Below are 25,414 nucleotides of genomic sequence, written 5' to 3' on the forward strand. Positions count from 1 at the left end.
CTTTGCGCTTTAGGCCCCGGTGGGCAGCACCATGCGCAGCTCGCCGGGCAGGGCCCGGATGGTCATGGGGAGCCGGCCGTGGAAATCGCCGTCGATCTGCACCGCCAGGCCAGCGCCGGCCACCTCCAGGTGTCGGGTCTTGAAGATCCGCGCCTCCTCGGCCGGCAGGCGGGCGCCCAGGGCGATCTTCAGGGCGCTGCCCAGAAAACGCAGCCGCCCGGGGCGCAAAAACAGGCAGGCCTCCAGGGTATCCTCGTAAAGGGAGGCTCCCGGGGTGATGGAGAACCTGCCGCCGTAGAACCGGCCGTTGCCGACTACCAGGTTGTAGCCCCGCAGCCGCTCGCCCTGTTCGGTCTCGACCTCGATGGGGGCGAAGGGGCCGGCCAGCAGCGCGGATACGGCGCTGACCAGGTAGGCGAACTTGCCGGTACGGCGCTTAAGTTTGGAGCTGACCCGAAACACGGCGTCGGCGTCGAAGCCGACCCCGGCCATGAGCAGAAACCGGGTGTCGCCGGCCAGCCCGAGACAGACCGGGCGCGGCTCCCCCTCCAGGGCGATGCGGCAGGCCGCCTCGATGTCGAAGGGGATGCCGACTTCCAGGGCGAAGACGTTGGTGGTCCCCAGCGGAATGAACGCCAGGGGAATCGCCGAGGGAGCAAGCCCGTTGATCACCTCGTTGAGGGTGCCGTCGCCGCCGGCGGCGATGACCAGGTCGCACCCCGCCTGAGGGGCCTGGCGGGCAAACTCGCGGGCATCGCCCCGGGCTCCGGTGAGCAGCACCTCGACCTCGCGGCCCTGCCGGCGCAGCCAGGCGGCTGCCTGGTCGATTTTCTGCCGGGCATTGCCCCCGGCGATGGGGTTGGCGATCAGGCGGATCCGCCCCTGGTTTTTCCGATGCATCTCGGCGCCGCCCCGCTCAGTCACGGTGGGCCGTGGCGGGATGGCCGGTCTCCGGCACCCCCAGCTTGCGGCCGCGCAGGGAAAGTATCCCGGTCTGCACGTAGGAGAGCAGGCGCTGCTCCATCTGCTTGGCCAGGCCCCGCTCCTCCCGGTATTGATCGGCGGAGCTTTGCGGCGGAAAGCCGAGATCGAAGCGGTAGAGTTTGGGGGTCTCCTTGGGCGCCACCAGCAGCAGCCGGTCATCCTCGATCAGCGCCACCCGCTCCTCACCCCCCGAAGGCTTGATCACCGCGAAACCGGGGTCGCGCAGGGCGGGCGAAAAGAGGTTGCGCCCCCACCCCTGGTGCGGGTCGCTCATCCCAAGCAGGCCGAAAATGCTCGGCCCGATGTCCACCTGGCTGGCCACGGTCCGGCGGCGCAGCCCCTCGTCGCCGAGCAGCCCCGGCGCATAGAAGAGCAGCGGGACATGGAAGCGCTCGAGCTGCATGCCGGTGATCATCGGCGGGACTCCGAAGCCGTGGTCGCCGGTGATGACGAACAGGGTGCGGTCGAAATACTCCTCCTGGCGGGCCTTGGCGAAGAACTGGCCCAGCGACCAGTCGGCGTAGTGCATGGCGTTGTAGCGCCCCTCCAGGTGATCACCCGTGCGGATCGGCTCGAAGGGGAGCGGATCGGGCAGGTTGTAGGGCTGGTGGTTGGACAAAGTCAGGATGGCGCCGAAGAACGGCCCCTGCTTGTCCATATCGCGGAACTCCTCGTTGGCCCGCATGAACACGTCGTAGTCGCCCACCCCCCAGAGCGGGTCGCGAAAGCTCGGGTTGGCGTAATCCTCGGTGCCGATGAAGCGCTGCATGCCGTGCTGGCGGAAGAACCCTTCCTTGTTGTCCCAGGAGAACAGCCCGTTGTAGAGGAAAACCGTCTGGTAGCCGTCGCGCTCGAGCAGGGTCGGCAGCGAGGAGAACTCCTGGTTGGCCTCCATCATCTTCATCAGGTACTCGTAGCCCGGCAGGTTGGGAAAGGAGGTCAGCGAGGCGTAGACCCCCTGGTGGGTGTGGGTGCCGCTGGAGAAGGCCCGCTCGAACAGGATCCCCTCGCCCGCCAGCCGGTCGAACTCGGGGGTCAGGTCGGCCGGCGAGCCCAGCGCGCCGACGAAGCGCCCGGAAAAGCTCTCCATGAGGATCACCACCACGTTGACCGGTCTGCCCGGGTAGCTCTTCAGGGGGATGGTGGAAGTAGGCGCCGTCTCGCTGCGCAGCAGGGGGTGCTGTTCGTCGTAGAGCGGGGTCTCGCCTTCGAGAGCCAGCATTTCCCGGGTGGTGCTCAGGGCCTGGTCGGCGGGGACGGCCTCGGTCCAGAAGGCCTGCTTGCCGTAGAGCTTGTCCCAGCCGCTGCGCCCCAGGGTGAAGATGCCGTTCAGGGCCAGGTGGTTGGCGAAGGTGGAGCCGGAGAAGAAGGCGTCCCCCCAGCGCAGCGGTTCACTGGCGAAGCCGCCGCGGCTGGCGAAAACCATCAGGGTGAGCATGACGGTGGCCCCCATGGTGCGCAGCAGCGCGGCGCGGGGGGTGGCCGGAGATTCGCAGCCGACCAGAAAGCGTCGCCGCAACCGACCGACGGACCAGAGGAACAGTGCCGCCAGCAGCGCCCAGAGCAGCAGGTAACGAACCACCGGGTAGCCATCCCAGATCATCCCGCCGACGGTAGCGGGGTGGCTGAGATACTCGAAAACCAAGGCGTTGAAGCGACTTTCGAACTCGCGATAGAACTCGGCCTCGGCCACCCCGAGCAGCAGCAGGGCGGCGGCGAGCAGACTGAAGGGGACCAGGACCAGGCTCTTGGCCCGGCCGCGCAGCAGCAACAGGGCCAGGAACAGGGGGATCAGCAGATAGGAGCCGATGGCCAGGTCGAAGCGCAGGCCGACCCAGAAGCTCTGCAGCAGCTCCCCCGTCGGGACGGTTTTCCCCAGGTTGCCGTTGCTGACCAGCAGCAGCAGGCGCAGCAGCGCGAAGCCGATGAGGAAAACCAGATAAAGCCCGGCTGTAAACAGCGCCTCGGGGGGAAAGAATTCCCTGATTTGACGAAAGGGTTTCGACATAGAAATCTGAGTGCTCCTCGATGAAAACTTTCGCCGGCCACCTGCCCGGCCAGAATTGGTAAACCGTTATATTTTGCCCGAGCCAATGCCTCCAGGGCAAGGGACCAAAACATTTTTTTCCGCTACGGCGCCGGGATTTTCCCTCGAGGCCGGGCAGCCTCGCCTTGAGCCTGCGGGGGATGGAGCCGCCCCGAGAACCCACCGGCGTACAGACCCAGGCTGACCAGCCAGCAGAGAATCACCGAGTAGAGGTTATGCGAGGCGAAGTGGGCCCCGCGCACCAGTTGGCCGAAACCGAACACCCCGCCCAGGGCCAGGCCGGCGCCGAGCCCCAGCAGCGCCAGGCGCGGCCGGCGGCGGCGAAACAGAAAATAGCTTCCCGTCAGGGCAAAGCCCCCCGAGGCGTGCCCGGCGGGAAAGCCGTGACCGGTTTTGTGGCCGGGGACAGGGGACTCGAACAGGCGCACATAGGGGACCTTGCCGCCGTAACGTTGGTAATCCCAGGGGCAGTGACGGTTGATGGTCGCCTTGCCTGCGGCAACCAGCCCCGTGCCCAGGGCGATGCACAGCACCATGAACAGGGCTCCATGGCGAAAGCGCAGCAACTCGGCCCAACGATACGATCCCAGCCACAACCCCAGCGCCCCGAGCGCCGTCGCCAGCACCAGGTACTTGCCGCCCCGATGGATGAGCCCGTCGGCCCACCAGCTGTGCTTGAGATACCAGCCGCCGCGGGCCGCATCGAAAAACCGGTCCGAGAGGATCAGGTCCCAGTCGCTGAGCTCGAAGACGGCCGCCAGCGCCCCGAACAGTAGCAGCGGCAGGCCGGCGTGCCACAGCCAGAAACCGTGGTCGAGGTTCGCTCTTTCGCTCATTGGTAGCGATGCGCCTTGAACAGCTCGAAGGCCGTCTGGTAATAGGCGGTAGCCAGGTCGACCAGGGCGGGATCGTCCGCCGCCGGAAGCTGCCGATTCTGCTCGCGATCGTAGTCGAAGACCTGCGCCTGCCGGTTGAGCCCCAGCACCACCAGGCGCTCATCCTGGAACAGCGCCACGTCGTGGTTGTGATTGAGCATGATCGGCCGCCCGCTGCCCGCCCGCTCTGCCAGGACGTCCCGGCCGTAGAAGGGGGCCGTGTAAGGCAGACCGAGCAGGCCGAGGACCGTCGGCGCGATGTCGATCTGGCTGGTCGCCGTTTCGATCCGCCCGGCGGCGAGCCTGCCCGGGGCGTAAAGCAGCAGGGGGATTTCGTAATTGCGCACCGGCACCTGGGCCCGGCCGTAGACCCGGGCACAGTGGTCGGCCACGATCACGAACAGGGTGTTTTCGAACCAGGGGTGAACGGGGGACTGGTCGAAAAACCGGCCCAGAGCGTAATCGGCGTAGCGTACCCCGTCGCGCCGCCCTCCCCCCTTGGCGGGAATCCCCTCGACACCCGAGGGGAAGGTGAAGGGCTTGTGATTGGAGGTGGTCATGATGATGGAGAAAAAGGGCTCCCCCTGCCCATGGATGCCGTCGAAATAATCCATGGCATGGTCGAACAGGTCTTCGTCGCTCACCCCCCAGATGTTGGCGAAGCGTGGCTGGGGGATCTCGGTGCGGTCGCTGATGGAGAAGCCGTTGCTTTGGTAGAAATGGTTCATGTTGTCGAAGTACCCGTATCCGCCATAGAGAAAGCTGGTGCGATAGCCGTTCTCCCGCATCACCTCGCCCCAGTTGGCGATCCCCTCGCTGCCCGGGCGCTTGAGGATCGACTCGCTGGGTATCGGCGGCAACGAGGTGGTGATCGCCTCCAACCCCCGCACGGTGCGGGTGCCGGTGGCGTAGGCATGGTCGAAGAGCAGCCCCGCGCGACTCAACCGGTCGAAATTGGGGGTCAGATCGCTGCCGTCGCCATAGACACCGACGTACTTGGCGCTCAACGACTCCTCGACGATCACCACCACGTTCATCCGACCCAAACCCTCGGGACGCGCCGCGTGACTGCGGTCGAGATCCTCCAACTGCGGGCTGTTGAAACCGTCGCCGTCGGCGGAAAGATTCTCCCGCACCAGGCGAAAAGCCCGCTCGTGATCGAGGGTGCGGTAAAAGGCGTCGTAACTGAGTTCGTTGGTCCGAAAGGCCCGAAACAGGCTGCTGATGCCGTTACAGGCCAACTGATTGCTGACCCGGTTGCTGGAAAAAGCAAAGGAATCGGTGGAGAAGCGAACCGCGGCCAGCGACAGGATCAGGGCGTAGACGCCGATCAGCTTGAGCCGGTCCGCAAACCTCTGCGGCGCAGCCAAACTCTGCTTGACCATCGGCCAGAGCCGGCGGAACAACAGCCCCGCCACGGCCAGGTCCGCCAGGACCACCGGCAGCACCGGGTAGGAATCCCAGATGTTGACCAGCACCTCGTGGGGGTAGATGAGATAGTCCACCGCAACCAGGTTGAAACGGGAATCAAACTCCTCGAAAAAGAAATATTCCGCCGCCCCCAGGTACAGCATGGCGAACAGGGTGGCAAAAACCCCCACGGCGACCAGGCGCCGGTGCCAGGGGGCGCGCAGCAGCCGCCCGGGTACCAGCAGCAGGTAGCAGGCCGCCGGGGCGTTGACATACAGCAGGGCGATCAGGTCGTTGACCAGGCCGAACAGCAGGATCGGCCCCATTTCCGCCAGGCCCACCTGGGCCGCGGGGCCGAATTTCCACCACAGGACCAGCCGGAGCAGGGCGGATACCGCAAGGTAGGCCCCTGAGAGGGGCACCAGCAGGGACAATCGGCCGATGGGCAAACGGGACATCATGAAACTCCAATGGGGTGACAACGCCGGGGCGCCGGACGCTCTGCCCGCTGCGCGTTCCCGGCAGCGGGCAAAAATAGGGGACTCTACGGCAGGGCAGAGTCCCCGGAAGCAAAAGAGGGTAAGCATTGCTGCTTGACTTTCTCTTTAGCAATCCCCTTGCCACTTTGTAACCTGCTGAAAACGTACAGAAATAAAAACGCCACCCGGGGGTGGCGTTCAATTTTTTTTACATCGGCCTGCGCTTTTTTCTCCGGGTGCCGAAAATTTGTACGTCGGCGCTCATTCGAGCCGGTATTTTTTCAGCTTGTACTGCAGGTTGCTGCGGCTGATGCCGAGCAGCTCGGCGGCCTGGGCCTGGACCCCCCGGGCACTGACCAGGGCCTTGCGGATCAGCTCGCCTTCGACCTCCTCGAGCAGCTCCGGCAGGGGGCGTCCCAGCGTCAGCCAGGGCAGCGCTCCTGCCTGCTCCCGCGGCGTCCCGAGGGGTTCCGGCAGGTCTTCGGGTTGCAGGGCATTGCCGGTGCAGAACAGCATCCCCCGCTCGATGACGTTCTGCAGCTCACGGACGTTGCCCGGCCAGCCGTGCCTCTGCAGAGCCTCCAGGGTCGGCGGGGCCAGGTCGGCAACCGGCCGGCCCAGTTCGCCGGCGAAGCGGCGCAGAAACTCGGTGGCCAGCAGAGGAATGTCTTCGGGGTGCTCGCGCAGGGGCGGGACCTGCAGGGTCACCACGTTGAGCCGGTAGAACAGGTCCTCGCGGAACCCCCCCGCAGCGATCATCTCCCGCAGGTCGCGATGGGTTGCGGTGATGATGCGCACGTCGCTTTCGATCTCGGCGGTACCGCCCACCCGCCGAAAGCGCCGCTCCTGCAGCACCCGCAGCAACTTGGCCTGCAGCGGCAGGGGGAACTCGCCGATTTCATCGAGAAACAGCGTGCCGCCGTCGGCCACCTCGAGCAGCCCACGCTTGCGTTCGGACGCACCGGTGAAGGCGCCCCGTTCATGGCCGAACAGTTCGCTCTCCAGCAGGGTCTCGGCGAAGGCGGCGCAGTTTACCGTGACCAGCGGGCCGGCTTCCCGGGGACTGGCCCGGTGCAGGGCCCGGGCGACCAGCTCCTTGCCGGTGCCGGTTTCCCCGGTGATCAGCACCGAGGTCCTGGCCGGGGCCACCCGGGAGATATCCTCCAGCAGCCTGCGGATAGCCGGGCTCCTGCCGAGTATTTCGTGCTCCACGCTTTGCTTCAGCTGGCGGCGCAGGGCGTCGTTTTCCGATTCGAGTCGTGCGTAGGCCAGGGCCTTTTCCACCACCAGCAGGATTTCCTGGTTATTGAAGGGCTTGAGCAGGTAGTCGAAGGCCCCGGCCTTCATCGTCTCCAGGGCGGTCTCCACGGTGGCGAAGGCGGTCAGCATGACAAAGGGGATCGCGCCGAAATCCGCCTGCACCCGCTGCAAAAACTCGAGACCGTTCATCCGCGGCATCTTCAGGTCCGAGAGGATCAGCGCCACCTGCTCCCGGGAGAGCAGCTCCAGGGCGGCAAAAGGGTTGTCGGCGGTGGAAACCCTGTGCCCCTCGTCGGCAAGCAGCTGCCCCAGCACGGTGCGGTAGTTCTTCTCGTCGTCAACGACCAGGATGTGGGCCATTTACGCCTCCAGCGGCAGGATTACAAAGAAGACCGAGCCGGCATCCGGGGTGCTGTCGACCTTCAGCTCTCCTCCGTGGCTGTCGACGATGCGGCTGGCATTGGCCAGCCCCAGCCCGGTCCCTTTCTCCTTGGTGGTGAAAAAAGGGTCGAAAATCTGCGAGCGGATCTCCGCCGGGATGCCGCAGCCGGTATCGCGAATCTCGATGCAGGCCGCCCCCTCGAGCCGGGAGACCCTGGCCTCCACCCGCCCCCCGGCAGGGGTGGCGTCGATGGCATTGAGCAGCAGGTTGAGCAGAACCTGCTGCAACTGCTCGGGATCGACACTCGCCTGCTGGGGCGCGGTCGGCTCGGGCCCGGCCAGGACAATCCCCTTTTGTTCCGCGACACCCCGAACGTGCTCCACGGCCCGCAGCACCTCGGCCTGGAGATCGCACCGGCGTCGGTTGGGCGGGGCAGGCCGGCCGAAACTGAGAAAGTCGCTCACCAGGCCGTTGAGCCGGGCCGTCTCCTCCTGGATAATATCGAGCAGTTCCCCCACCCCTGCCGGCGGCTGATTGATTTTTCTCCCCAGCAGTTGGGCCGAGGAGGAGACGATCCCCAGCGGGTTGCGGATTTCGTGGGCCAGCCCCGCGGACATCTCACCGAGGGCGGCCAGGCGTTCCTTGCGGCGCAGGCTTTCCTCGGCGGCCTCGAGCCGGGCCAGGGATTCCTGCAGGGCCTGCTGGTTGGCCAGCAGCTTTTCGTTCAGCCCTTTCTGAACTTCGAGCTGGCGGCGGTTCTGGGCAACGATGGCCTGGATGAGCACCCCGACGATGAACAGGGCGATGAAGAACATCATCAGCTCGGGGATCTCTTCGTGGCGCTCCTTGGGATCTAGGTACATCTCGGCGGGAACCTGGCTGAGAAACAGCAGCGAGGCGGCTGCGCAGGTGGTCAGCACGCCGCGCAGGCCCATGCTCGAAGCCGCGGCGGCGATGGGCAGCATGTAGATGACCCAGTAGGGACTTTCCGATTCGCCGGTGGTGGTCCAGATGACGATGGTGCAGATCAGCAGGTAGATGCCGATGTGGGGGATGAGCAGGCCGGCGGCACGGATCTGTTCGGTGCCGAAGCGATGGTCGGTCAGAACGTGGTAGGCGGCGAGCAGGCAAAAGGAGGCCCCGCCGTACACCAGGTACGGTCCCCGGGCGAAGAGAAACAGCAGGATCAGCAGAAACAGCAGGGTGCCGCTCTGGGCCAGGGTAAGCGGTTGAAAGGAGCGGGTTGGAGTCATCGTAGGCCTCGGCGGGTGGGTTTTCATGGAATCCGCCGGGCAATGATAGCAGAGGTGACCGAGCCCTGGCAAAGCGAATGTCCCCCCCGCAAGCCACCCGACAGCTGCAATCCCAGGGTGGCTGTGCTATCTTTTTCCCGCAACCTCGCCCGCCATCCGGAGACCCGCGTGAACGAAAACCTCACCCCCATCGCCTGCCAGCAGGTGCTTCAGCAGGACGCTTCGGTCTTCTCCATCCAGTGGCTGGACCTGCCCCCCGAGTTGGCCGAGCGCCAGCCCCCCCAGCGGCTGCTGGCCAGTTACCTGGTGCATATCCGCCGCTTCACCTGCGGCCTGGTGCGCCCGGTCAGGACCGATGCGGAAGTGGAGTTCCGCCTGTGGCGCACGCCCTGGAGCCTGCTTCGCTTCAGCCTCGGCCCCGTCGAATCCGCGCAACAGCCAGGCGAGCAATTGAGCCTGCGCATCTGCGGGGGGCTGCTGGTGCAGGCGCGCAGCTGCAACCGCGGTGAACTGGTCTTCTCCCGCCGTCCGCAGGGGGAGAAAACCCGGATTGCCCTGCTGCTGGCGGACTACTGCCCGCTGCTGCTCGGAGGCCCCGAGCCAAGCCTGTTGCGCAAATGGCTGTACCGCTTCACCCAGGCGGCCATCCACAAAATCGTGACCGTCCGCTTCCTGCGGCGGGTCTACCGCGAACTGGCCGGCGCGGGGGCCTGCTGCCGGGTGGTCAAGGTTCAGGTGCGCTGCGGGGAGGAGATCTGAAAACGGCCGCGCGGAGGCAGAAGCGGCGGGGGGCTTGCCGCAGGGCCCGGCAGGAGGCGGCCTACCAGTCCAGGCATAGCTGAAAGGAGAACAGGGGCACGCCGGGCTCCTCCCCATCCAGGGAGAAGCGCACCCGGTCGAGGACCTCTTCCAGGCCGCTCACCAGCGGATGATCGAGCCAGTTCAACCCGGCGGAACCGTTGCCGTTCTCCAGGGCGAGGTCAAAGCACCGCGGTTCCTGCCCGCCGCCCTTCGCATAACTCTGCAGCTGCAGCACCAGGGGGGCCTGCCCCTCCATCCCCGGGACCGCAGCGCCCCAGGCACCCGTCCCGACGCTCAGCAGGCTCAGCACCAGCAAAATTCTGAACATTCCCACCTCCCGGCCCGCCATCCCCGCCCGGGGGAAAGGACCTCCTGCACCGGTTTGTTTCAAAGGGAATGCCAGCGTACCGCCCGGCGGCTGATCCCACGGCTGGCGGGCCCTTGCAGCCAGGGACGGGGGAAGAGAGGCCCCCTGCCGGCCGCCAATCGGCGGAGGAGCGCTGACGGTTTTGGTCGGCGGGGCGGCTGTGTCCGCGGTTGTCCGCTTGGCCAGGGCAGCCAGTTAGGCTAAACTTTTCTTATGTTCGGATGGTGGAGGTCATCGCAGCGCAGCGCGCTGCCGGGCGCGCAGCCGCCCGATGTTCCAGAGGCAGGCCGGCTTCTGGCGGTGGGGGATATCCACGGCTGCCTGGAGCAGCTCAAAGGGCTACTCGAGCGGGTACGCCCCAGCCCTGAGGACCGCGTGGTGTTTCTCGGCGACTACATCGACCGTGGCCCCGATCCCCGGGGGGTGGTGGAGTTTCTGCTGGAGTTCGGCAGAAAATTTCCCCGCAGCGTCTTTTTGAAGGGAAACCACGAGGCGATGCTGCTCGATTTTCTGGCGGATCGGGAGCAGTTCCCGTTCCTGCTCAACGGCGGCGAGGCCACCCTGGAGAGCTACCGCGAGGCCGGAAAGGTGCGCATCCCGAAAGAACACCTCGATTTTTTCGAGAGCCTCCCCTGCAGCTTCGAGACCGATGCCTTCATCTTCGTCCACGCCGGGCTGCGCCCGGGGCTTTCGCTGCACGCCCAGCGGGAGCAGGACATGCTCTGGATCCGCGACGAGTTTCTCGCCTCGGACTACGACTGGGGCAAGATCGTCGTCTTCGGGCACACCCCGCTGCGCGAAGCGCTGCTGAGCCGAAACAAGATCGGCCTCGACACGGCGGCGGTTTACGGGCGCCACCTGAGCTGCTGCGACGTGGAACGGCGCCAGCTGTGGCGCTATCCGTAAATCAGGGTCCACGGTCCACGGTCCACGGTCCACGGTCCACGGTCCACGGTCCACGGTCCACGGTTCATTCCCGGCCTTTACCGTCGCGGCGCAGCAGGTCGCCGGGGCGGGCGTCCTGGGGCAGCGCCATGAGGATGCGGGCGTTGGGCTGCCCGGCCGCCAGCGGATCGCCCGCCTCGCTGTGCAGCTCACCGGCCACGAAGGCGGCCTGGCGCATCTGCGGACCGATCAGCTCCAGGGTTTCGCCGGGGAAGAAGCGGTTGCGCCCCTGCACCAGGAACCGGCCGGCCTGGCCCGCCTCGAGGACCACGCCGACGAAATCGTGGCTGCGGCGGTAGGTGGAATCCTCCGGGTGCACCACCGCTCCGTCGCCGCCGAACAGAAATCCGGTGTCATAGGGGCGGTGGCTGACCATGTCGAGTTCGTGGCGCCACAGCGGGTCAAGGGTGAACCCTTCGGGATCGTCCAGGTAGCGGTCGAGGGCGGCCCGGTAGACCCGGGTGACCGCCGCCACGTAGTAGCGGCTCTTCATGCGCCCCTCGATCTTCAGGCTGTGCACCCCGGCCCCGATCAGCGCCGGCAGGTGGTCGATCAGGCAGAGGTCGCGGCTGTTCATGATGTAGGTCCCCCGGCCGTCCTCCTCAACGGGGAAATACTGCCCCGGCCGGCTCTGCTCCACCAGCGCGTAACCCCAGCGGCAGGGGTGGGCGCAGGTGCCGCGGTTGGCGCTGCGCCCGGTCAGGGCGGCCGAGAGCAGGCAGCGCCCGGACCAGGCGACGCACATGGCGCCGTGGATGAAGACCTCCAGTTCGACCCCGCAGGCCTGCCGGACCGCCCGGATCTCCTCCAGGGTCAGCTCCCGGGCCAGGTTGACCCGCTGCACCCCGGCCTGCTGCCAGAACCGCACCGCCGCCGGATTGGTGGTGTTGGCCTGGGTGGAGAGGTGCAGGGGGCGCTCGGGGTCGAGCTCCCGGACCATGGCCAGCACCCCGGGGTCGGAGACGATGTAGGCATCGAGCTCGAGGGGGCGCAACCGTTCGAGATATTCCGCCAGGGCATCCAGCTCGGCGGGGCGCAGGTGGGCGTTGAGGGTCAGGTAGAGCTTGCGCCCCCTTTTGGCCGTCAGCTCCCTTGCCTGCTCGAGCTGGGGCAGGCTCAGGTTTCCGGCGTGGGCGCGCAGGCCGAACAGTTCGCCGCCGGCGTAGACCGCGTCGGCACCAAAATCCAGGGCGGTGACCAGCTTTTCCAGGTCCCCCGCCGGGGCCAAAAGTTCAGGATGGACCATCTCGTTTCAAACTCCTTGCTGCGGAACTGCCCGGAGCATAGCACAAAAGGCCCCGCCTGTGCCCGCCGAAAAACCCATTCAGCCTTGACAAGGGGTTAAAAACCCTATAATTTTTACTGAACTTTGTCCCCGACGGCCCCTGGCCGCCCAGCCGGAATCAAGCCAAAAAAAATGCGCAGCCCGTTGCTTCTCCCAATCCTGGTCCTGCTCCCTCTCGCCGGTTGCACCCTTGCGCCTCCGACCAGCGGCGGGGTCAGCAGCGCCGAGCTGACCCGCCTGCAGGCTGAACAGGCCGGGCTCGCCCAGCGGCTCGACCAGATCGAGGACCGGCTGCTGCTGATCGAAGCCCGGCTGCGGGACCAGCAGCGCCAGATGAGCCAGCTTCCCGAGCAGCCAGTGGCGGAAAAAGTCACCTCGCCCCGGGAAATCACCGCCCCCGCCGCAACGGCGGCCGCCGCTCCCCTGGTGGAGGGCAAGCTCGACCAGCGGAGCTCCCCGACCGAGATCTACCTGCAGGCCTTCTCCGACTACGCCGCGGGCCGCTTCGAAGCGGCCATCTCCGGCTTCGGCACCTTCCTTGCTAGCTATCCCAACAACGACTACGCGGCCAATGCACAATATTGGCTCGGAGAATGCCATTTCTCCCTGGAGCAGTATGACCGCGCCCTGGCGGCGTTCCAGGCCGTGGTCAGCGACTATCCCCGGGGCAGCAAGGCGCCGGACGCACTCTGGAAGATGGCCCAGGTGCAGATGAAGACCAATCAGAGAGAGGCCGCCGAACAAACCCTGCGGCAGTTGCGCGGCACCTATCCCGACAGCGCCGCGGCCCGCAAATCCCTGCAGGCGGAATAGCCCGAAAAACCAATTTTTTTCTATCTTGGGGGAGTTGATGATCATCCGCAAAGCAGCAATTCTGACCTGCATTCTGCTGCTGCCCTTGTCGGCCCTGGCCGGGGAGGCAGCCCGGATCTACACCATCAAGAAGGGCGATACCCTCTGGGGGATTTCGGAGCGTTTCCTGGCCGACCCCTACTACTGGCCGAATCTCTGGTCCCACAACCCCAAGGTCGGCAATCCGCACCTGATCTATCCCGGCCAGCAGATCGCCGTGGTCGACGGTCGCATCGAGTTTTTGCCCGTCAGCGGGGAGGTGCCCGCCGCCGCCCCCCTCAGCGTTCAGGAGGCGGAGCCGCTGGCCCGGGATTCCATCACCATCAAGGCGCTGGGTGCCGGCAACGGCTTTATCAGCAGCGACGAACTGGGGGCCACCGGCACCCTTATCGACACCGTGGACAACCGCATCATGATCGGCACCGGGGACAAGGTTTTCCTGAAAATGGGTGACCTGGCCGGAACCCGCTCCGGGGACATTTTCTCCCTGTTCGACATCGGTCGGCCGGTGGAGCATCCCCTCAGCGGCGAGTTGGTCGGCTACCAGGTCGCCGAACTGGGCACCCTGCAGGTGGTGGAAACCAGCCCCTCGGTGGCCACCGCCGTGGTCACCTCGGCCCTGCGGGAAATCCAGCGGGGGGCCAGGATCCGCCCCTACTCCCCGCCGCGCCTGGAAATCTCCCTGAAAAAGGCCGCCATGCCCCTGCAGGGGACCCTGGTGTCGGCCCTCAACGGGCAGCTTGCCCTCGGCCAGTACGATGTGATCTATCTCGACCTCGGGTCCCGCGACGGACTGGAGGTGGGCAACCTGCTCTACATCTCCCGCCCCCGACAGGCCACCGAACTGGCCCTGCAGGGTGACGAGATCGTCCTGCCGGACATTCTGCTGGGCAGCGCCGTGGTCACCGAGACCTTCGGCAGCACCGCCACCGCCCTGGTGCTCAAATCCGCCGACGCCCTGTTCCGCGGCGACCGGGTCTTCACCGTCCCCGAATAGCCGCCGGCAACCCGGCTCTCTTTTAACCGGCCAGGAAAAAGGATTGGACTTGTTCAATCCTTTTTCCATTTCTGCAAAGATCCCCTGACGTGACCAGCGACGAAAAAAACTGGCTGCGCCTCCACCTCACCCCCGGCCTGGGCCGGGCCGGCCTGCTGCGCCTGGTGGAGGCCTTCGGCAGTCCCGAGGCGATCCTCGCGGCCGGCCCCGGCGGATGGATCGAACGGGCGGGCATCCGCCCCGGAGTGGCCAGCGCCCTGCCGCGGGCCGACGATTCACGGCTGGACAGGGTCCGCCGGGACCTGGAGCAGGACGGGGTGAGGATCCTGCCCCTGGGGGATGAACGGTACCCGGCGCTGCTGCGCGCCATTCACGACCCTCCTGCCCTGCTCTACGTCCGCGGCCGCCTGCCCGATGGCGAAGCCCTGGCGGTGGTCGGCGCACGGCGGGCCAGCCTGAGCGGCCAGCGCTTCACCCGGGAGGTCTGCGCCGAGCTGGCCGGCCACGGCATCGCCGTGGTCAGCGGACTTGCCCGGGGGATCGACACCGCCGCCCACCAGGGCGCCCTGGACGGGGGCGGGGAAACCGTGGCGGTACTGGGCTGCGGCATCGACCGGATCTATCCCCCGGAAAACCGCCGGCTGTTCCAGCAAATCGAGCGCCAGGGGGCGGTGATTTCCGAATACCCTCCCGGGACGCCGCCCCTGGCGGGGCACTTCCCCGGTCGCAACCGGATCATCAGCGGCCTTTGCCGGGGCGTGCTGATTGTCGAAGCCGCCGAGGGCAGCGGTTCGCTGATCACCGTCGACTTTGCCCTGGAACAGGGACGCGAGGTTTTCGCGGTGCCCGGCCCCATCAATGCCCCCACCGGCAGCGGCGTCAACAAGCTGCTCAAGGAGGGCGCCCAACTGGTCACCGAGGCCCGGGACATCCTCGACACGCTCTGGCCCAGGACCCCGTCGCGCAGGGTCCGCGAACAGGAAGAACACTTCGCCGACACCCTCTCCGGAAACAGCCTTGTTCTCTATCAAAGCCTCGGCGACGACCCCCTCCACGTGGACGAGCTGGCCCGGAAATGTGGCTTGACACCCATGGAGGTTTCCGCTATTTTACTGCACCTAGAGCTTCAGGGAGGGGTTCAGCAGCTTTCCGGGATGCGCTATGTGCGGGCACCGCGGGCCTGATCGCGGCACCGCCGACAGGAGTTTTATTTGAGAGAACGGGTTCTGGCCATCGTAAGCATCATCGCCCAGTACGTCATGGAAGACCGTGACCAGATGAGCGAGGCCGACATTGTCGAAGAGTTGCTTGCCGAGGGATTTGATTCCGAGGAAATCGATGCCGCCTTCTCCTGGATGGAGGCCCTCTCCCTGCAGCCCCCGCTCAAAGGCGCTCTGCCCCTGGCAGCAGCCACCAATCGGGTGTTTTCCCCCGAAGAGGTCCGGGGGCTGTCCCTCGAGGCCCGCGGCTTTCTGGTGAAGCTGCGCACCCTGGGCATCATCGACGACGACATCCAGGAGGAGATCATCGACAAGGCCCTGCAGCTGGCCGAGGAGGAGGTTTCCGTCAAGGAGGTCAAGGCGGTGGCGGCCCTGACGCTGTTCGCGCGATCGACCAACGACCTGCAAAAGGAAGTTGACTGTTTCATGGACGACGACTGGGCCAGGCTTTACCACTGAGCACCGGGCCCGATAAAGCCAGGCTGCAGGATTCCCTGCAGCCTTTTTGATTTCTTAAACTGGCGACGGTCGCCGGCATTGCCCGCACCGCCAGACGACAAGAGGAATGCATGGCAAAATCACTGGTAATCGTCGAGTCCCCGGCCAAGGCGAAAACCATTGAAAAGTTTCTCGGCAAGGGATTCAAGGTACTGGCCTCCTACGGACACGTGCGTGCCCTGCCCAGCAAGCAGGGGATGGTGGATGTCGAACACGAATTCGAGCCCCACTATCATGTTCTGCCTGAAAGCCGCAAGCAGATCGACCTGCTGAAAAAGGAAGCCAGCTCCAGCGACGAACTGATCCTCGCCACCGACCTCGACCGCGAGGGAGAGGCGATCGCCTGGCACCTGCTCGAGGCCCTGGGGATCGACGAGGACAGCGCCAAGCCCAAGGTCAAGCGAGTCACCTTCCACGAGATCACCAAGAAGGCCATCCAGCAGGCCATGGCCGAACCGCGGCGCGTCTCGCGCGACCTGGTCGACGCCCAGCAGGCCCGTTCGGTGCTCGACTACCTGGTCGGCTTCAACCTCTCGCCCTTTCTCTGGAAGAAGATCCGCTACGGACTCTCCGCCGGCCGCGTCCAATCGGTGGCCCTGCGCCTGATCTGCGAGCGGGAAAAAGCGATCGAGGACTTCGTCAGCCAGGAGTACTGGACCATCGACGCCCAGCTCGGGGCCGCCAAGGGCGCCGAGTTCAAGGCCCGCCTGGCCGCCGTCGACGGCAAGAAGCTCGACAAGTTCGACATCGCCGACCAGACCCAAGCCGAGCAGCTGGTAGCGGAGATCGCCCAGCAGAGTTTCCGCGTCGCCGCCATCACCCGCAGCGAAAAGAAGCGCAACCCCGCCGCCCCTTTCACCACCAGCACCCTGCAGCAGGAGGCCAGCCGCAAGCTCGGCTTCTCGGCGCGCAAGACCATGTCGGTGGCGCAGAAGCTCTACGAGGGGATCGACATCGGCGAGGGCTCGGTCGGTCTGATCACCTACATGCGTACCGACTCGGTGGCCCTCTCCGAGGAGGCCACCACCGAGGCGCGCCAGGTGATCAGCGCCATGTACGGCAGCGAGTACGCCCTGCCCCAGCCCCGGGTCTACAAGAGCAAGGCGAAGAACGCCCAGGAGGCCCACGAGGCGATCCGCCCGACCTCCATCGCCAACCTCCCCGAGCAGATCAAGTCGCATCTGAGCTCCGACCAATACCGGCTCTACCGGCTGATCTGGCTGCGCACCGTGGCCTCGCAGATGGCCGCCGCGATCCTCGACGCCACCAGCGTCGACATCGCCGCCGGCGAGCGCTTCACCTTCCGCGCCAGCGGGCAGGTGATCCGCTTCCCCGGCTTCATGAAGGCCTACATCGAGGGGACCGACGAGGCCACCGAGGAGCAGGAGGGGACCCTGCCGCCGCTGGACGAAGGGGAAGCCCTGGCGCAGAAAGGGCTGCTGCCCGAGCAGCACTTCACCCAGCCGCCGCCGCGCTTCACCGAGGCCAGCCTGGTCAAGACCCTCGAGGAGTACGGCATCGGCCGCCCCTCGACCTACGCCTCGATCATGAACACCCTGGTGCAGCGCAAGTACGTGCGCCTGGAAAAGCGCACCTTCTTCCCCGAGGACGTCGGTCGGGTGGTCAACGACCTGCTGGTCAACCATTTCCAGCAGTACGTCGACTACGACTTCACCGCCAAACTCGAGGAGGACCTCGACGCCATCTCCCGCGGCGAGGAGAAGTGGCGCCCGGTGCTCAAGGAGTTCTGGGATCCCTTCATCTCCCTGCTCAAAAAGAAGGAGCAGGAGGTCAAGAAGGAAGAGGTCACCACCGAAAAGACCGACCGCAGCTGCCCCGAATGCAGCCAGCCGCTGGTCATCAAGCTCGGCCGCTCCGGCAAGTTCCTGGCCTGTTCGGGCTTCCCCGAGTGCCGCCACACCGAGCCCCTCTCCGGCGAGGAGCAGGAGGAACCCGAGGTTTCCGACGAGAAGTGCGACAAGTGCGGCGCGCCGATGCTGATCAAGTCGGGCCGTTACGGCAAATTTTTGGCCTGCTCGGCCTACCCCGGCTGCAAGAACATCCAGCCGCTGGTCAAGCCCAAGGCCCTGGGCATCACCTGCCCCGACTGCAAAGAGGGGGAGCTGATGGAGAAGAAGAGCCGTTACGGCAAGATCTTCTACTCCTGCAACCGCTACCCCAAGTGCAAGTACGCCCTGTGGGACCAGCCGATTGCCGAAGCCTGTCCGAAATGCAGCTTCCCGGTGATCGTCGAAAAGGTCACCAAGCGCTACGGCACCTTCCGCAAGTGCCCCCAGGAAGGCTGCGACTGGAAGCTCGAGCTGGTGCCGCCGGAGAAAAAGGCCGCCCCGGCCAAAACTACCGCCAAAAAGGCTCCTGCGAAAAAAGCGACTGCGAAAAAGGCTGCTCCAAAAGCTGCGCCTAAGAAAAAAACCGAGTAGCGTAAAACTCTAGAATTCAGAATCCAGAATCCAGGAGCCAGAATGGAATCTACCCCATCGGCTCCTGGATTTTTCCTTCTGGCTTCTGATTTCTGACTCCTGGATCCTTTCATGCAAATTCAAATCATCGGCGGCGGCCTGGCCGGCTGCGAGGCCGCCTGGCAGGCTGCCGCGGAAGGCGCCCGGGTCACCCTCTACGAGATGAAACCCCAACGCCTCTCCCCCGCCCACCACTCGGAGGCCCTGGCCGAGCTGGTCTGCTCCAACAGCCTGCGCGGCGCCGGCATGAACAACGCCGTGGGCTGCCTCAAGGAGGAGCTGCGCCGCTGCGGCTCGCTGTTCATGGAGGCGGCCGACGCCACGGCGGTGCCGGCCGGCGGCGCGCTGGCCGTGGACCGCGATGCCTTCGCCGCCTACATCACCGAGCGCATCGAAGCCCACCCCGCCATCGAGCTGCGCCGCGAGGAGGTCACCGAACTCCCCGCGGAAGGGACGCTGGTGGTCGCCTCAGGGCCGTTGACCTCGGAAGCCCTCTCGGGGCAGATCGCCCGGCTCACCGGCAGCGAGCAGCTCTATTTCTACGACGCCATCGCCCCCATCATCGAGGCCGATTCCATCGACTTCAGCAAGGCCTGGCGCGCCTCGCGCTACGGCAAGGGGGGCGACGACTACCTCAACTGTCCGCTGGACCGCGAGCAGTACTACGCCTTCGTCGAGGCCCTGAAGCAGGCCGATAAGGTTCCGGCGCGGGATTTCGAGAAAATGATCCACTTCGAGGGGTGCATGCCCATCGAGGAGATGGCCGAGCGCGGCGAGATGACCCTGGCCTTCGGCCCGATGAAGCCGGTCGGCCTGCCCGACCCGCGCACCGGCAAGGTCCCCTTCGCCGTGGTGCAGCTGCGCCAGGACGACCGCCATGCCACCCTCTACAACCTGGTCGGCTTCCAGACCAAGCTCGTCTACCCCGAGCAGCGGCGCATCTTCCGCACCATTCCGGGACTGGAGAGCGCCCGCTTCGCCCGCTTGGGGAGCGTGCACCGCAACACTTTCATCAACGCCCCGACCTGCCTCGACAGGACCCTGCAGCTGAAAAGCGACCCGCGCATCTTCTTCGCCGGGCAGATCAGCGGCGTCGAAGGCTACGTCGAATCGGCGGCCATGGGCTTTCTCGCCGGCATCTTCGCCCCGCGCCTGCAGCGCGGCGAAACCGCCCCTCTCCCCCCTGCCAGCACCGCCCTGGGGGCCCTGCTCTCCCACCTGGCCGACTCGAGCCCCGAGAACTTTCAGCCGATGAACGTCAACTACGGGCTGTTCCCCCCCCTGGAAGGGCGCAAGATGAAGCGGGCCGACCGCCGCCTGGCCATGGCCGAGCGGGCCCTCTCCGAACTGGCCCCCTGGTGGGAAGGGGTCAGTCGCAAGCGGACCCTCCCGGGGCCTCCCTGACTTTTTCGTTTCTGGGGTTTTTTTAATCATTTTTAAGCTACTAATCTACATTTCCCGGTTGAGTTTTGTAGATTAACCTGCTATCTTTTTCGGCATTAAAAGACTTATATTTTAATGCGGACTGCAGATATTTTTCGCAGCCACACCGGAACGGCATTTCAGGGGGGGCCCTTCTTGCCGAACCAGTCAGAATTATCATCCTATCAGCACCAGCTCCATTTTCGCATTGGCCAAACCTGTGCTTCAGGGCCTTGACCACCCCGGAAACATCTCCGGTAGGTGGCCGAACCTTATCTGTGGCATTTTTCCGGCCCAGGCGCATCGCCGACACTGCTCCAGCACATGGCGGGGTAATGCCGGTCAGAAGCAGTGCGTGACCATAGCTGCTTGAATTGATTAATTCCTCATACCTCCGGATTTGCCGTGGCACCGGACACTTTAAACCAGATACCGCTGGGCGACCTGCTCAAGGCCATCGGGTCTTATCCGCTGTTTGCCCCCTTCAACCTGGCGCTGTACTGCGTCCAGGAGGGGCTCGCTGCGTGCGAGGGGGAGCGGCTGACACTCTGCGCCAGGATCGGTGAGAACTCCCTGTGCGACACCAGTTGCCGTGCGGCCCATGAAAAGGCCGCCGAGGCGGCGATCCGCAGCAATGCCCCCGAGGTGTTCCGCTGCCCGACAGGCCTGCTCAATTTCGCCGTCCCCTTCTTCGGTGAGAGCGACCGCCCCTGCTGCATCCTGGGCGGCGGGGTGCGCGAGAAAAACCTGGAGCTCGCCAAGCTCGAATCCCTTTCCAACGCCGCCTCGCCCAACGGCGAAACCCTGCTCGAGCGCCTGGAAGAACTGCCCACCGCCTCCCTCGAAGATGTCCGCGAAACCGCCCGCGAAATTCACCAGCTGATTCCTGCCCTGACCGGCAAAAACATCTATGCCCGGACCCTGGAGAAGACCACCGACCGGATGCATATCCTCACCGAGGTATCGGCCGAAATGGACCGCGCCCCCTCGGCGGAGGAGCTGCTCGCCCTGTTAACCGACACCCTGGTGGTGCTGTTCGACCTGAAACAGGCTCTCACCCTGGTTACCGACGAAGCCGGCCATTGCCAGGCGATCCAGGCGCTGGGCCTTTCCGGCAAGGATCTGACTCCCGCCCCGTCCCGGGTGGCCGAGGTGCTCAAGCGCCACCCCGGCAGCAAGCCGGTGGTTCTGAGCAGCGAGTCGGCGGCACTGGTTTCGGGACTGAAATTCGCACAGGCTCTGGCTCTGCCGCTGTCCTGCGATGGCCAGGGTTTCGGCCTGGTCCTGCTGCCCGATGCCGATCTCTGCGCCCGCGATCGCATGTTCGCCGAGTTGCTCACCGGCAGGGCGGCCAGTCGACTGCTGCATCTGCGCCAGGAGCGGGAGCGCCAAAGGGAGAGTCACTTTTCCAGCAGGCTGATCACCATGATCAGCGCCCTTTCACTGGTGGAAAACCGACAGGAACTCTACGGAAAAATCGTCGAGATGTCCGCCGAGCTGCTGCAGGCGTCGCGGGGGTCGCTGATGCTGCTCGAGGAAACGGGCAGCGCGCTGAAAATCGCCGCCACCCTCGGGATGAACCAGACGCTGGCCCGCAGCATGAAGCTGGAAATTGGCGAGGGGATCGCCGGCCGGGTGGCCAAAACCGGCTTCCCCCTGCTGGTCAACGACATCGAGAAAGACCGCCGCGTCGCCACCCCCAACCGCCCCCGCTACAAGACCAAGTCGTTTATCAGCATCCCCTTCAAGCTCAAGGAGCGCATTATCGGGGTGGTCAACCTGGCCGACAAGGAGGATCAGCAGATCTTCACCCAGGCGGACCTCGACCTGCTGACCACCTTTGCCGCCCATGCCTCGCTGATGCTTGAGCGTGCGACCTCGCTGGAGCGAACCAGCTCCCTGGAGCAGATGTCGGTCACCGATCCGCTGACCGGCATTCACAACCGGCGCCTGCTCGAGGAGCGGCTCAACGAGGAACTGAACCGCAGCCAGCGCCAGAAGCTCCCCTTCACAGTGATGCTCATCGACCTGGACAATTTCAAGGTCTACAACGACCTTTGCGGCCATATCGCCGGAGACAACGCCCTGAAGAAGAGCGCAGCGCTGCTCAAGGGCTCGGCCCGCGACATGGATATCGTGACCCGCTACGGGGGGGAGGAGTTCTGCATCGTGCTGCCCGCCACCTCGAAAAAGGAATCGCTGTTCGTCGCCGAGCGCATCCGCCGGGCCATCGAAAATCACCCCTTCCCCGGGGAAACCGGCCTGCCCCTGGGGCGGCTCACCACCAGCATCGGCGTGGCGTCTTTTCCGGAGGACGGCGACTCGGCCACCGGCCTGATCAATGCCTCCGACATGGCCCTCTACAAGGCCAAGGAGCAGGGCCGCAACCGCATCGTCCTCTACGACCAGACGCTGCAGGAGCTCAAGCAGAATCACGCCTGATCCGCCTTTTCCCGCCCGGCAAAACCTGCTATTCTTTCCGATCAGTCTGCCCAACCCCGAGGACCACGCATGTCTGCTGCATCGCAAATCGTCCTGGCTTCGGCCTCACCCCGCCGCCGCGACCTGCTCGCCCAGGTCGGCATCGCCTTCAGCGTGGAGCCGAGCCGCGCCCCGGAGGAGCTTCTCCCCGGAGAATCCCCCGCCGAGCATGTGATCCGCCTGAGCCGCGAAAAAGCCCAGGACGTTGCCGACCGCCCGGAGGTGGCCGGCCGCTGGTTCATCGGCAGCGACACCATCGTGGTGCGCGACGAGCAGATCCTCGGCAAGCCGGCCGACCGGGCCGAGGCGGCCGCCATGCTGCGCTCGCTCTCCGGGCGCAGCCACCAGGTCTGGTCCGGATACGCCGTCATCGACCGCCAGAGCGGCACTGCGGTCTGTGGCGCGGTGGCCACCAGGGTGCGCTTCAAGGAGTTGACAGAGGCGGAGATCGCGGGGTACATTGCCACCGGCGAACCGATGGACAAGGCCGGCGCCTACGCCATCCAGGGGATCGGCGCCTTCATGGTCCTCGGTATCGAGGGGAGCTACACCAGCGTGGTCGGACTGCCGCTCTGCGAGGTCATCGAGGTCCTCGAGCGCCTCGGCGCCGCCAAGCTGTTCGCAAACCATCCGTAGGGGCGAACCTGCGTGTTCGCCCATGGCGGTGGGACCACCAAAGGAGGGCAGACTCGCAGGTCTGCCCCTACAGCGCCATGACCATTCAGGAAAATCTGCAGGCCATCAACCAGCGCATCGCCGCCGCCTGCGCCCGCGCCGGGCGCAATCCCGCCGAGGTGCGCCTGGTAGCGGTCTCCAAGACCAAGCCCGCGGCCATGATCGACGAGGCCGCCGCGGCCGGCCAGCAGCTGTTCGGCGAAAGCTATGCCCAGGAGTTTTCGGCCAAGGCCGAAGAGGTGAGCTCGGCCGTGGAGTGGCATTTCATCGGCGGGCTGCAGACCAACAAGGTCAAGTACCTGCGCAGCAAGGTGAGCCTGATCCACTCGGTGGACCGCCTGTCGCTGGCCAGGGAGATCGACCGCCAGTGGGGCAAGCTCGGCCGCAGGGTCGATGTGCTGCTGCAGGTGAACCTGGGCGGCGAAGAGAGCAAGTCCGGCACCGAGGCCGCCGAACTGGAAGAGCTCGCTCGCCAGGTGGCCCGGCTGCCCAACCTGCGCATCCGCGGCCTGATGACCCTGCCCCCCTGGTGCGACGACCCCGAGGAGGTGCGCCCCTTTTTCCGCCAGCTGCACCAGCTCGCCGAGGGGCTCGCAAAGCTCGCCATCCCCGGCGTCGAAATGCGCGAACTCTCCATGGGGATGAGCCACGACTTCGAGGTGGCCGTGGAAGAAGGCGCCACCCTGGTGCGGGTCGGCACCGCCATCTTCGGCGAGCGCCAGCGCGCCGGCGGCTGAGCCGCGGCCATTCCCCGTCATGCCCTTCACCACCTTCCTTTTCGATCTCGACGGCACCCTCATCGACTCGGTGGCCGACCTGGCCACGGGGATCAACCTGCTGCGCGGCGAACTGGCGCTGCCGCCCCTGGATATCCCGACGGTGCGCAGCTACGTCGGCGACGGGGCCACCGCGCTGGTGCGCCGGGCGCTCCCCGAGGGGGAATTCAGTGAGGCGCGCCTGCAGCGCTTTCTGGAGCTTTACAGTGCGCACCTGATGGAGCAGACCGTCGTCTACCCGGGGATCCTCGAGTTTCTCGAATTGCACGCTGGCCGGCCGATGGCGGTGGTGACCAACAAGCCGCTCGGTTTTTCCCTGCGCCTGCTCGAGGGGCTGGGACTTTCCGGCTTTTTCCCCGTGGTGCTGGGCGGCGAGAGCTGCCAGGCCAAAAAACCCGACCCGGCCCCGGTGCGCGAGGCGCTGCGGCTGCTCGGGGCCAAGGCCGACAGCGCGGTGATGATCGGCGACCACCACACCGACCTCAAGGCCGGCCTGGGCGCCGGGGTGCGCACCTGCTTCTGCGCCTGGGGGATCGGCAGCGATGACGGCGAGCCCTACGACTTTCACGCCGCCTCCCCCTTCGATCTGCCGCGGCTGTTTCCCGGGGGGGAGCGTTGAGCGAGCGGCCCGCCCTGACCCAGAAGGAGATCGCGCTCTTTTTCTTTCCGCTGCTGCTCAACGTGCAGATGATGAGTGTCTCCCACTCCATCATCAACGCCGCCCTGGCCCGCCTTGAAGACTTCGTGACCGCCCTGGCCGCCTTTTCGGTGGCCATGGTGCTGCACCTGCTGCTCGCCTCCCCCTCCTACCAGAACCATACGGTGACCATCGCCATGGTGCGCGGCCGCAAGTCCCTGCGGGGCACGGTGTTTTTCGTCGTGCTGGTGGCGCTTTACGTCTCGTTCATGCTGGCCCTGGTCGCCTTCACCCCGCTGGGCGATTTCGTGCTCGGCCGCATCCTCGGGGTGACCGGGGAGATCGCCGCCCAGGCCAAGGCGGTGCTCGGCATCCTGGTGCTGCTCCCCTTTCTCACCGGCTTTCGCGGCCTGTTCCAGGGGCTGGTGATCCAGGCCCGGCGCACCGGCCTGGTCTCCTTCGCCACCCTGGTGCGGGTGGTGGCCCTGCTCGGTTTTCTCGCCCTGGGGCGGCGCTGGTACGCCGGAGCGGTGCTCGGTGCCTTCGGCCTGCTCGCCTGCATCGGCGTGGAGACCGTGCTGATGGGATTTTTCGCCTGGCGCTGCCGGGTTCGCCACGCCAGCCAGGAGGAGCGCGGGGCCCTTGAGATCCTGCGCTTCGCCTTTCCCCTGGCCTATTCCTCGTGCCTGCAGCAGAGCGTGCCGCTATTGATCAACGCCATCATCAGCCGCCTGCCCGACGGCCCGCTGGCGCTGGCCTCCTTCGGCGTCATCCGCGGCTTCATCTTTCTGCTGGGCGGCCCCATGCGCAACCTGCAGCAGGCCCACCTGACCCTGGTCCGGGACCTGGTCGACTATCTTACGTTGGTGCGCTTCTTCCGCTGGGTCGGCAGCGGCCTGGCAGTGTTGACGGTGGTGATCGCCTACCCCTTGAGCGCGCCGGTGCTCGGCGGCCTGATGGGTCTTGACGAGCAGACCCGGGCCTACATCGCCCTGCCGCTGGCCGGCTGCGCGCTCTACTGCTACCTCTACGGGGCGGCCAACCTGCTGCGCGGCTGGTTCACCGGCGAAGACCGCACCCGCCAGCTTGGCCGCTCGGTGGTCTACAAGATCCTGTTCCTGCTTCTCTGCTGGGGCCTGCTGTCCCTGCTCCCCCTCCCCGTCCCCGGTGTGGCGGTCGCGGTGTTTCTGCTGCTTGCCGCGGAAACCTGCGAGGCCTGGTACCTGCACCATCAGCGCCGCCGCCTGCTCCCATCCGGGCCGGGCTCCGCGCAGCTGTTATAATAAAC

General features: G+C 65.9%; 21 protein-coding genes. 13 read left to right on the forward strand and 8 right to left on the reverse strand.

Going from position 1 to position 25,414, the window contains the following annotated elements; genetic code table 11:
- Positions 1 to 9 precede the first annotated feature (9 nt).
- From DESUT3_RS17310 to DESUT3_RS17335, 6 genes are all read right to left on the reverse strand, one after another.
- The gene (locus DESUT3_RS17310; protein ID WP_221249726.1) at positions 10 to 900 is read right to left on the reverse strand and encodes a diacylglycerol/lipid kinase family protein; all 891 of its coding nucleotides are present in this window, start codon (positions 898 to 900) and stop codon (positions 10 to 12) included.
- A gap of 16 nt (positions 901 to 916) precedes the next feature.
- Positions 917 to 2,992 (reverse strand): LTA synthase family protein, encoded by a 2,076-nt coding sequence (locus DESUT3_RS17315; protein ID WP_221249728.1) that lies wholly within the window; start codon positions 2,990 to 2,992, stop codon positions 917 to 919.
- Between the two features lie 122 nt (positions 2,993 to 3,114).
- The gene (locus tag DESUT3_RS17320; RefSeq protein ID WP_221249729.1) at positions 3,115 to 3,867 is read right to left on the reverse strand and encodes a phosphatase PAP2 family protein; all 753 of its coding nucleotides are present in this window, start codon (positions 3,865 to 3,867) and stop codon (positions 3,115 to 3,117) included.
- Positions 3,864 to 5,777, reverse strand: a complete 1,914-nt coding sequence (locus tag DESUT3_RS17325) for an LTA synthase family protein (protein WP_221249731.1) — start codon at positions 5,775 to 5,777, stop codon at positions 3,864 to 3,866. The genes DESUT3_RS17320 and DESUT3_RS17325 overlap by 4 nt, the downstream gene beginning before the upstream one ends.
- A gap of 279 nt (positions 5,778 to 6,056) precedes the next feature.
- Positions 6,057 to 7,415, reverse strand: coding sequence for a sigma-54-dependent transcriptional regulator (locus DESUT3_RS17330; protein ID WP_221249732.1), 1,359 nt, complete (start codon positions 7,413 to 7,415; stop codon positions 6,057 to 6,059).
- A complete protein-coding gene (locus DESUT3_RS17335; RefSeq protein ID WP_221249733.1) occupies positions 7,416 to 8,690 on the reverse strand; it encodes a two-component system sensor histidine kinase NtrB in 1,275 nt (424 codons plus the stop codon). It lies immediately after the preceding gene.
- Positions 8,691 to 8,858: 168 nt separating this feature from the next.
- On the opposite strand from DESUT3_RS17335, the gene DESUT3_RS17340 reads away from it, so the two are divergent.
- Positions 8,859 to 9,449 carry a hypothetical protein gene (locus DESUT3_RS17340; RefSeq protein WP_221249734.1) on the forward strand — a complete coding sequence of 197 codons (591 nt, stop codon included), beginning with the start codon at positions 8,859 to 8,861 and terminating at the stop codon, positions 9,447 to 9,449.
- Between the two features lie 61 nt (positions 9,450 to 9,510).
- Here the strand turns inward: DESUT3_RS17340 and DESUT3_RS17345 are convergent, their stop codons facing one another.
- Positions 9,511 to 9,819, reverse strand: a complete 309-nt coding sequence (locus DESUT3_RS17345; protein WP_221249735.1) for a hypothetical protein — start codon at positions 9,817 to 9,819, stop codon at positions 9,511 to 9,513.
- Positions 9,820 to 10,071: 252 nt separating this feature from the next.
- On the opposite strand from DESUT3_RS17345, the gene DESUT3_RS17350 reads away from it, so the two are divergent.
- Entirely contained in the window at positions 10,072 to 10,764 is a 693-nt protein-coding gene (locus tag DESUT3_RS17350; RefSeq protein ID WP_221249736.1) for a metallophosphoesterase family protein, read from the forward strand.
- Positions 10,765 to 10,828: 64 nt separating this feature from the next.
- Here DESUT3_RS17350 and DESUT3_RS17355 read toward each other — a convergent pair whose 3' ends face one another.
- Positions 10,829 to 12,049: a peptidase U32 family protein gene (locus DESUT3_RS17355; RefSeq protein WP_221249738.1), complete on the reverse strand. Its 1,221-nt coding sequence runs from the start codon at positions 12,047 to 12,049 to the stop codon at positions 10,829 to 10,831.
- A gap of 183 nt (positions 12,050 to 12,232) precedes the next feature.
- On the opposite strand from DESUT3_RS17355, the gene ybgF reads away from it, so the two are divergent.
- From ybgF to DESUT3_RS17410, 11 genes are all read left to right on the forward strand, one after another.
- Entirely contained in the window at positions 12,233 to 12,901 is a 669-nt protein-coding gene (gene ybgF, locus DESUT3_RS17360; protein ID WP_221249739.1) for a tol-pal system protein YbgF, read from the forward strand.
- A gap of 37 nt (positions 12,902 to 12,938) precedes the next feature.
- Complete coding sequence (locus DESUT3_RS17365) at positions 12,939 to 13,937, forward strand: LysM peptidoglycan-binding domain-containing protein (protein ID WP_221249740.1); 999 nt, start codon at positions 12,939 to 12,941, stop codon at positions 13,935 to 13,937.
- Between the two features lie 89 nt (positions 13,938 to 14,026).
- Entirely contained in the window at positions 14,027 to 15,121 is a 1,095-nt protein-coding gene (dprA, locus tag DESUT3_RS17370) for a DNA-processing protein DprA (RefSeq protein WP_221249741.1), read from the forward strand.
- Positions 15,122 to 15,148: 27 nt separating this feature from the next.
- Positions 15,149 to 15,616 (forward strand): DUF494 family protein, encoded by a 468-nt coding sequence (locus DESUT3_RS17375; RefSeq protein ID WP_221249742.1) that lies wholly within the window; start codon positions 15,149 to 15,151, stop codon positions 15,614 to 15,616.
- Positions 15,617 to 15,726: 110 nt separating this feature from the next.
- Positions 15,727 to 18,096: a type I DNA topoisomerase gene (topA, locus tag DESUT3_RS17380; protein ID WP_221249744.1), complete on the forward strand. Its 2,370-nt coding sequence runs from the start codon at positions 15,727 to 15,729 to the stop codon at positions 18,094 to 18,096.
- 111 nt (positions 18,097 to 18,207) lie between these two features.
- Complete coding sequence (gene trmFO, locus DESUT3_RS17385; protein ID WP_221249745.1) at positions 18,208 to 19,539, forward strand: methylenetetrahydrofolate--tRNA-(uracil(54)-C(5))-methyltransferase (FADH(2)-oxidizing) TrmFO; 1,332 nt, start codon at positions 18,208 to 18,210, stop codon at positions 19,537 to 19,539.
- Between the two features lie 423 nt (positions 19,540 to 19,962).
- A complete protein-coding gene (locus tag DESUT3_RS17390; protein ID WP_221249746.1) occupies positions 19,963 to 21,999 on the forward strand; it encodes a diguanylate cyclase in 2,037 nt (678 codons plus the stop codon).
- Positions 22,000 to 22,068: 69 nt separating this feature from the next.
- Positions 22,069 to 22,674: a Maf family protein gene (locus DESUT3_RS17395; RefSeq protein ID WP_221249747.1), complete on the forward strand. Its 606-nt coding sequence runs from the start codon at positions 22,069 to 22,071 to the stop codon at positions 22,672 to 22,674.
- Positions 22,675 to 22,751: 77 nt separating this feature from the next.
- Positions 22,752 to 23,450 (forward strand): YggS family pyridoxal phosphate-dependent enzyme, encoded by a 699-nt coding sequence (locus DESUT3_RS17400; protein ID WP_221249748.1) that lies wholly within the window; start codon positions 22,752 to 22,754, stop codon positions 23,448 to 23,450.
- A 19-nt stretch (positions 23,451 to 23,469) separates the two neighbouring features.
- Positions 23,470 to 24,108, forward strand: a complete 639-nt coding sequence (locus DESUT3_RS17405) for an HAD family hydrolase (RefSeq protein WP_221249749.1) — start codon at positions 23,470 to 23,472, stop codon at positions 24,106 to 24,108.
- The gene (locus DESUT3_RS17410) at positions 24,105 to 25,409 is read left to right on the forward strand and encodes a hypothetical protein (protein ID WP_225911551.1); all 1,305 of its coding nucleotides are present in this window, start codon (positions 24,105 to 24,107) and stop codon (positions 25,407 to 25,409) included. Before DESUT3_RS17405 ends, DESUT3_RS17410 begins: the two co-directional genes overlap by 4 nt.
- The last annotated feature ends 5 nt before the right edge of the window (positions 25,410 to 25,414 follow it).

Origin of the sequence: Desulfuromonas versatilis (assembly GCF_019704135.1) — a bacterium.
Taxonomy (GTDB): Bacteria; Desulfobacterota; Desulfuromonadia; order Desulfuromonadales; family NIT-T3; genus Desulfuromonas_A; species Desulfuromonas_A versatilis.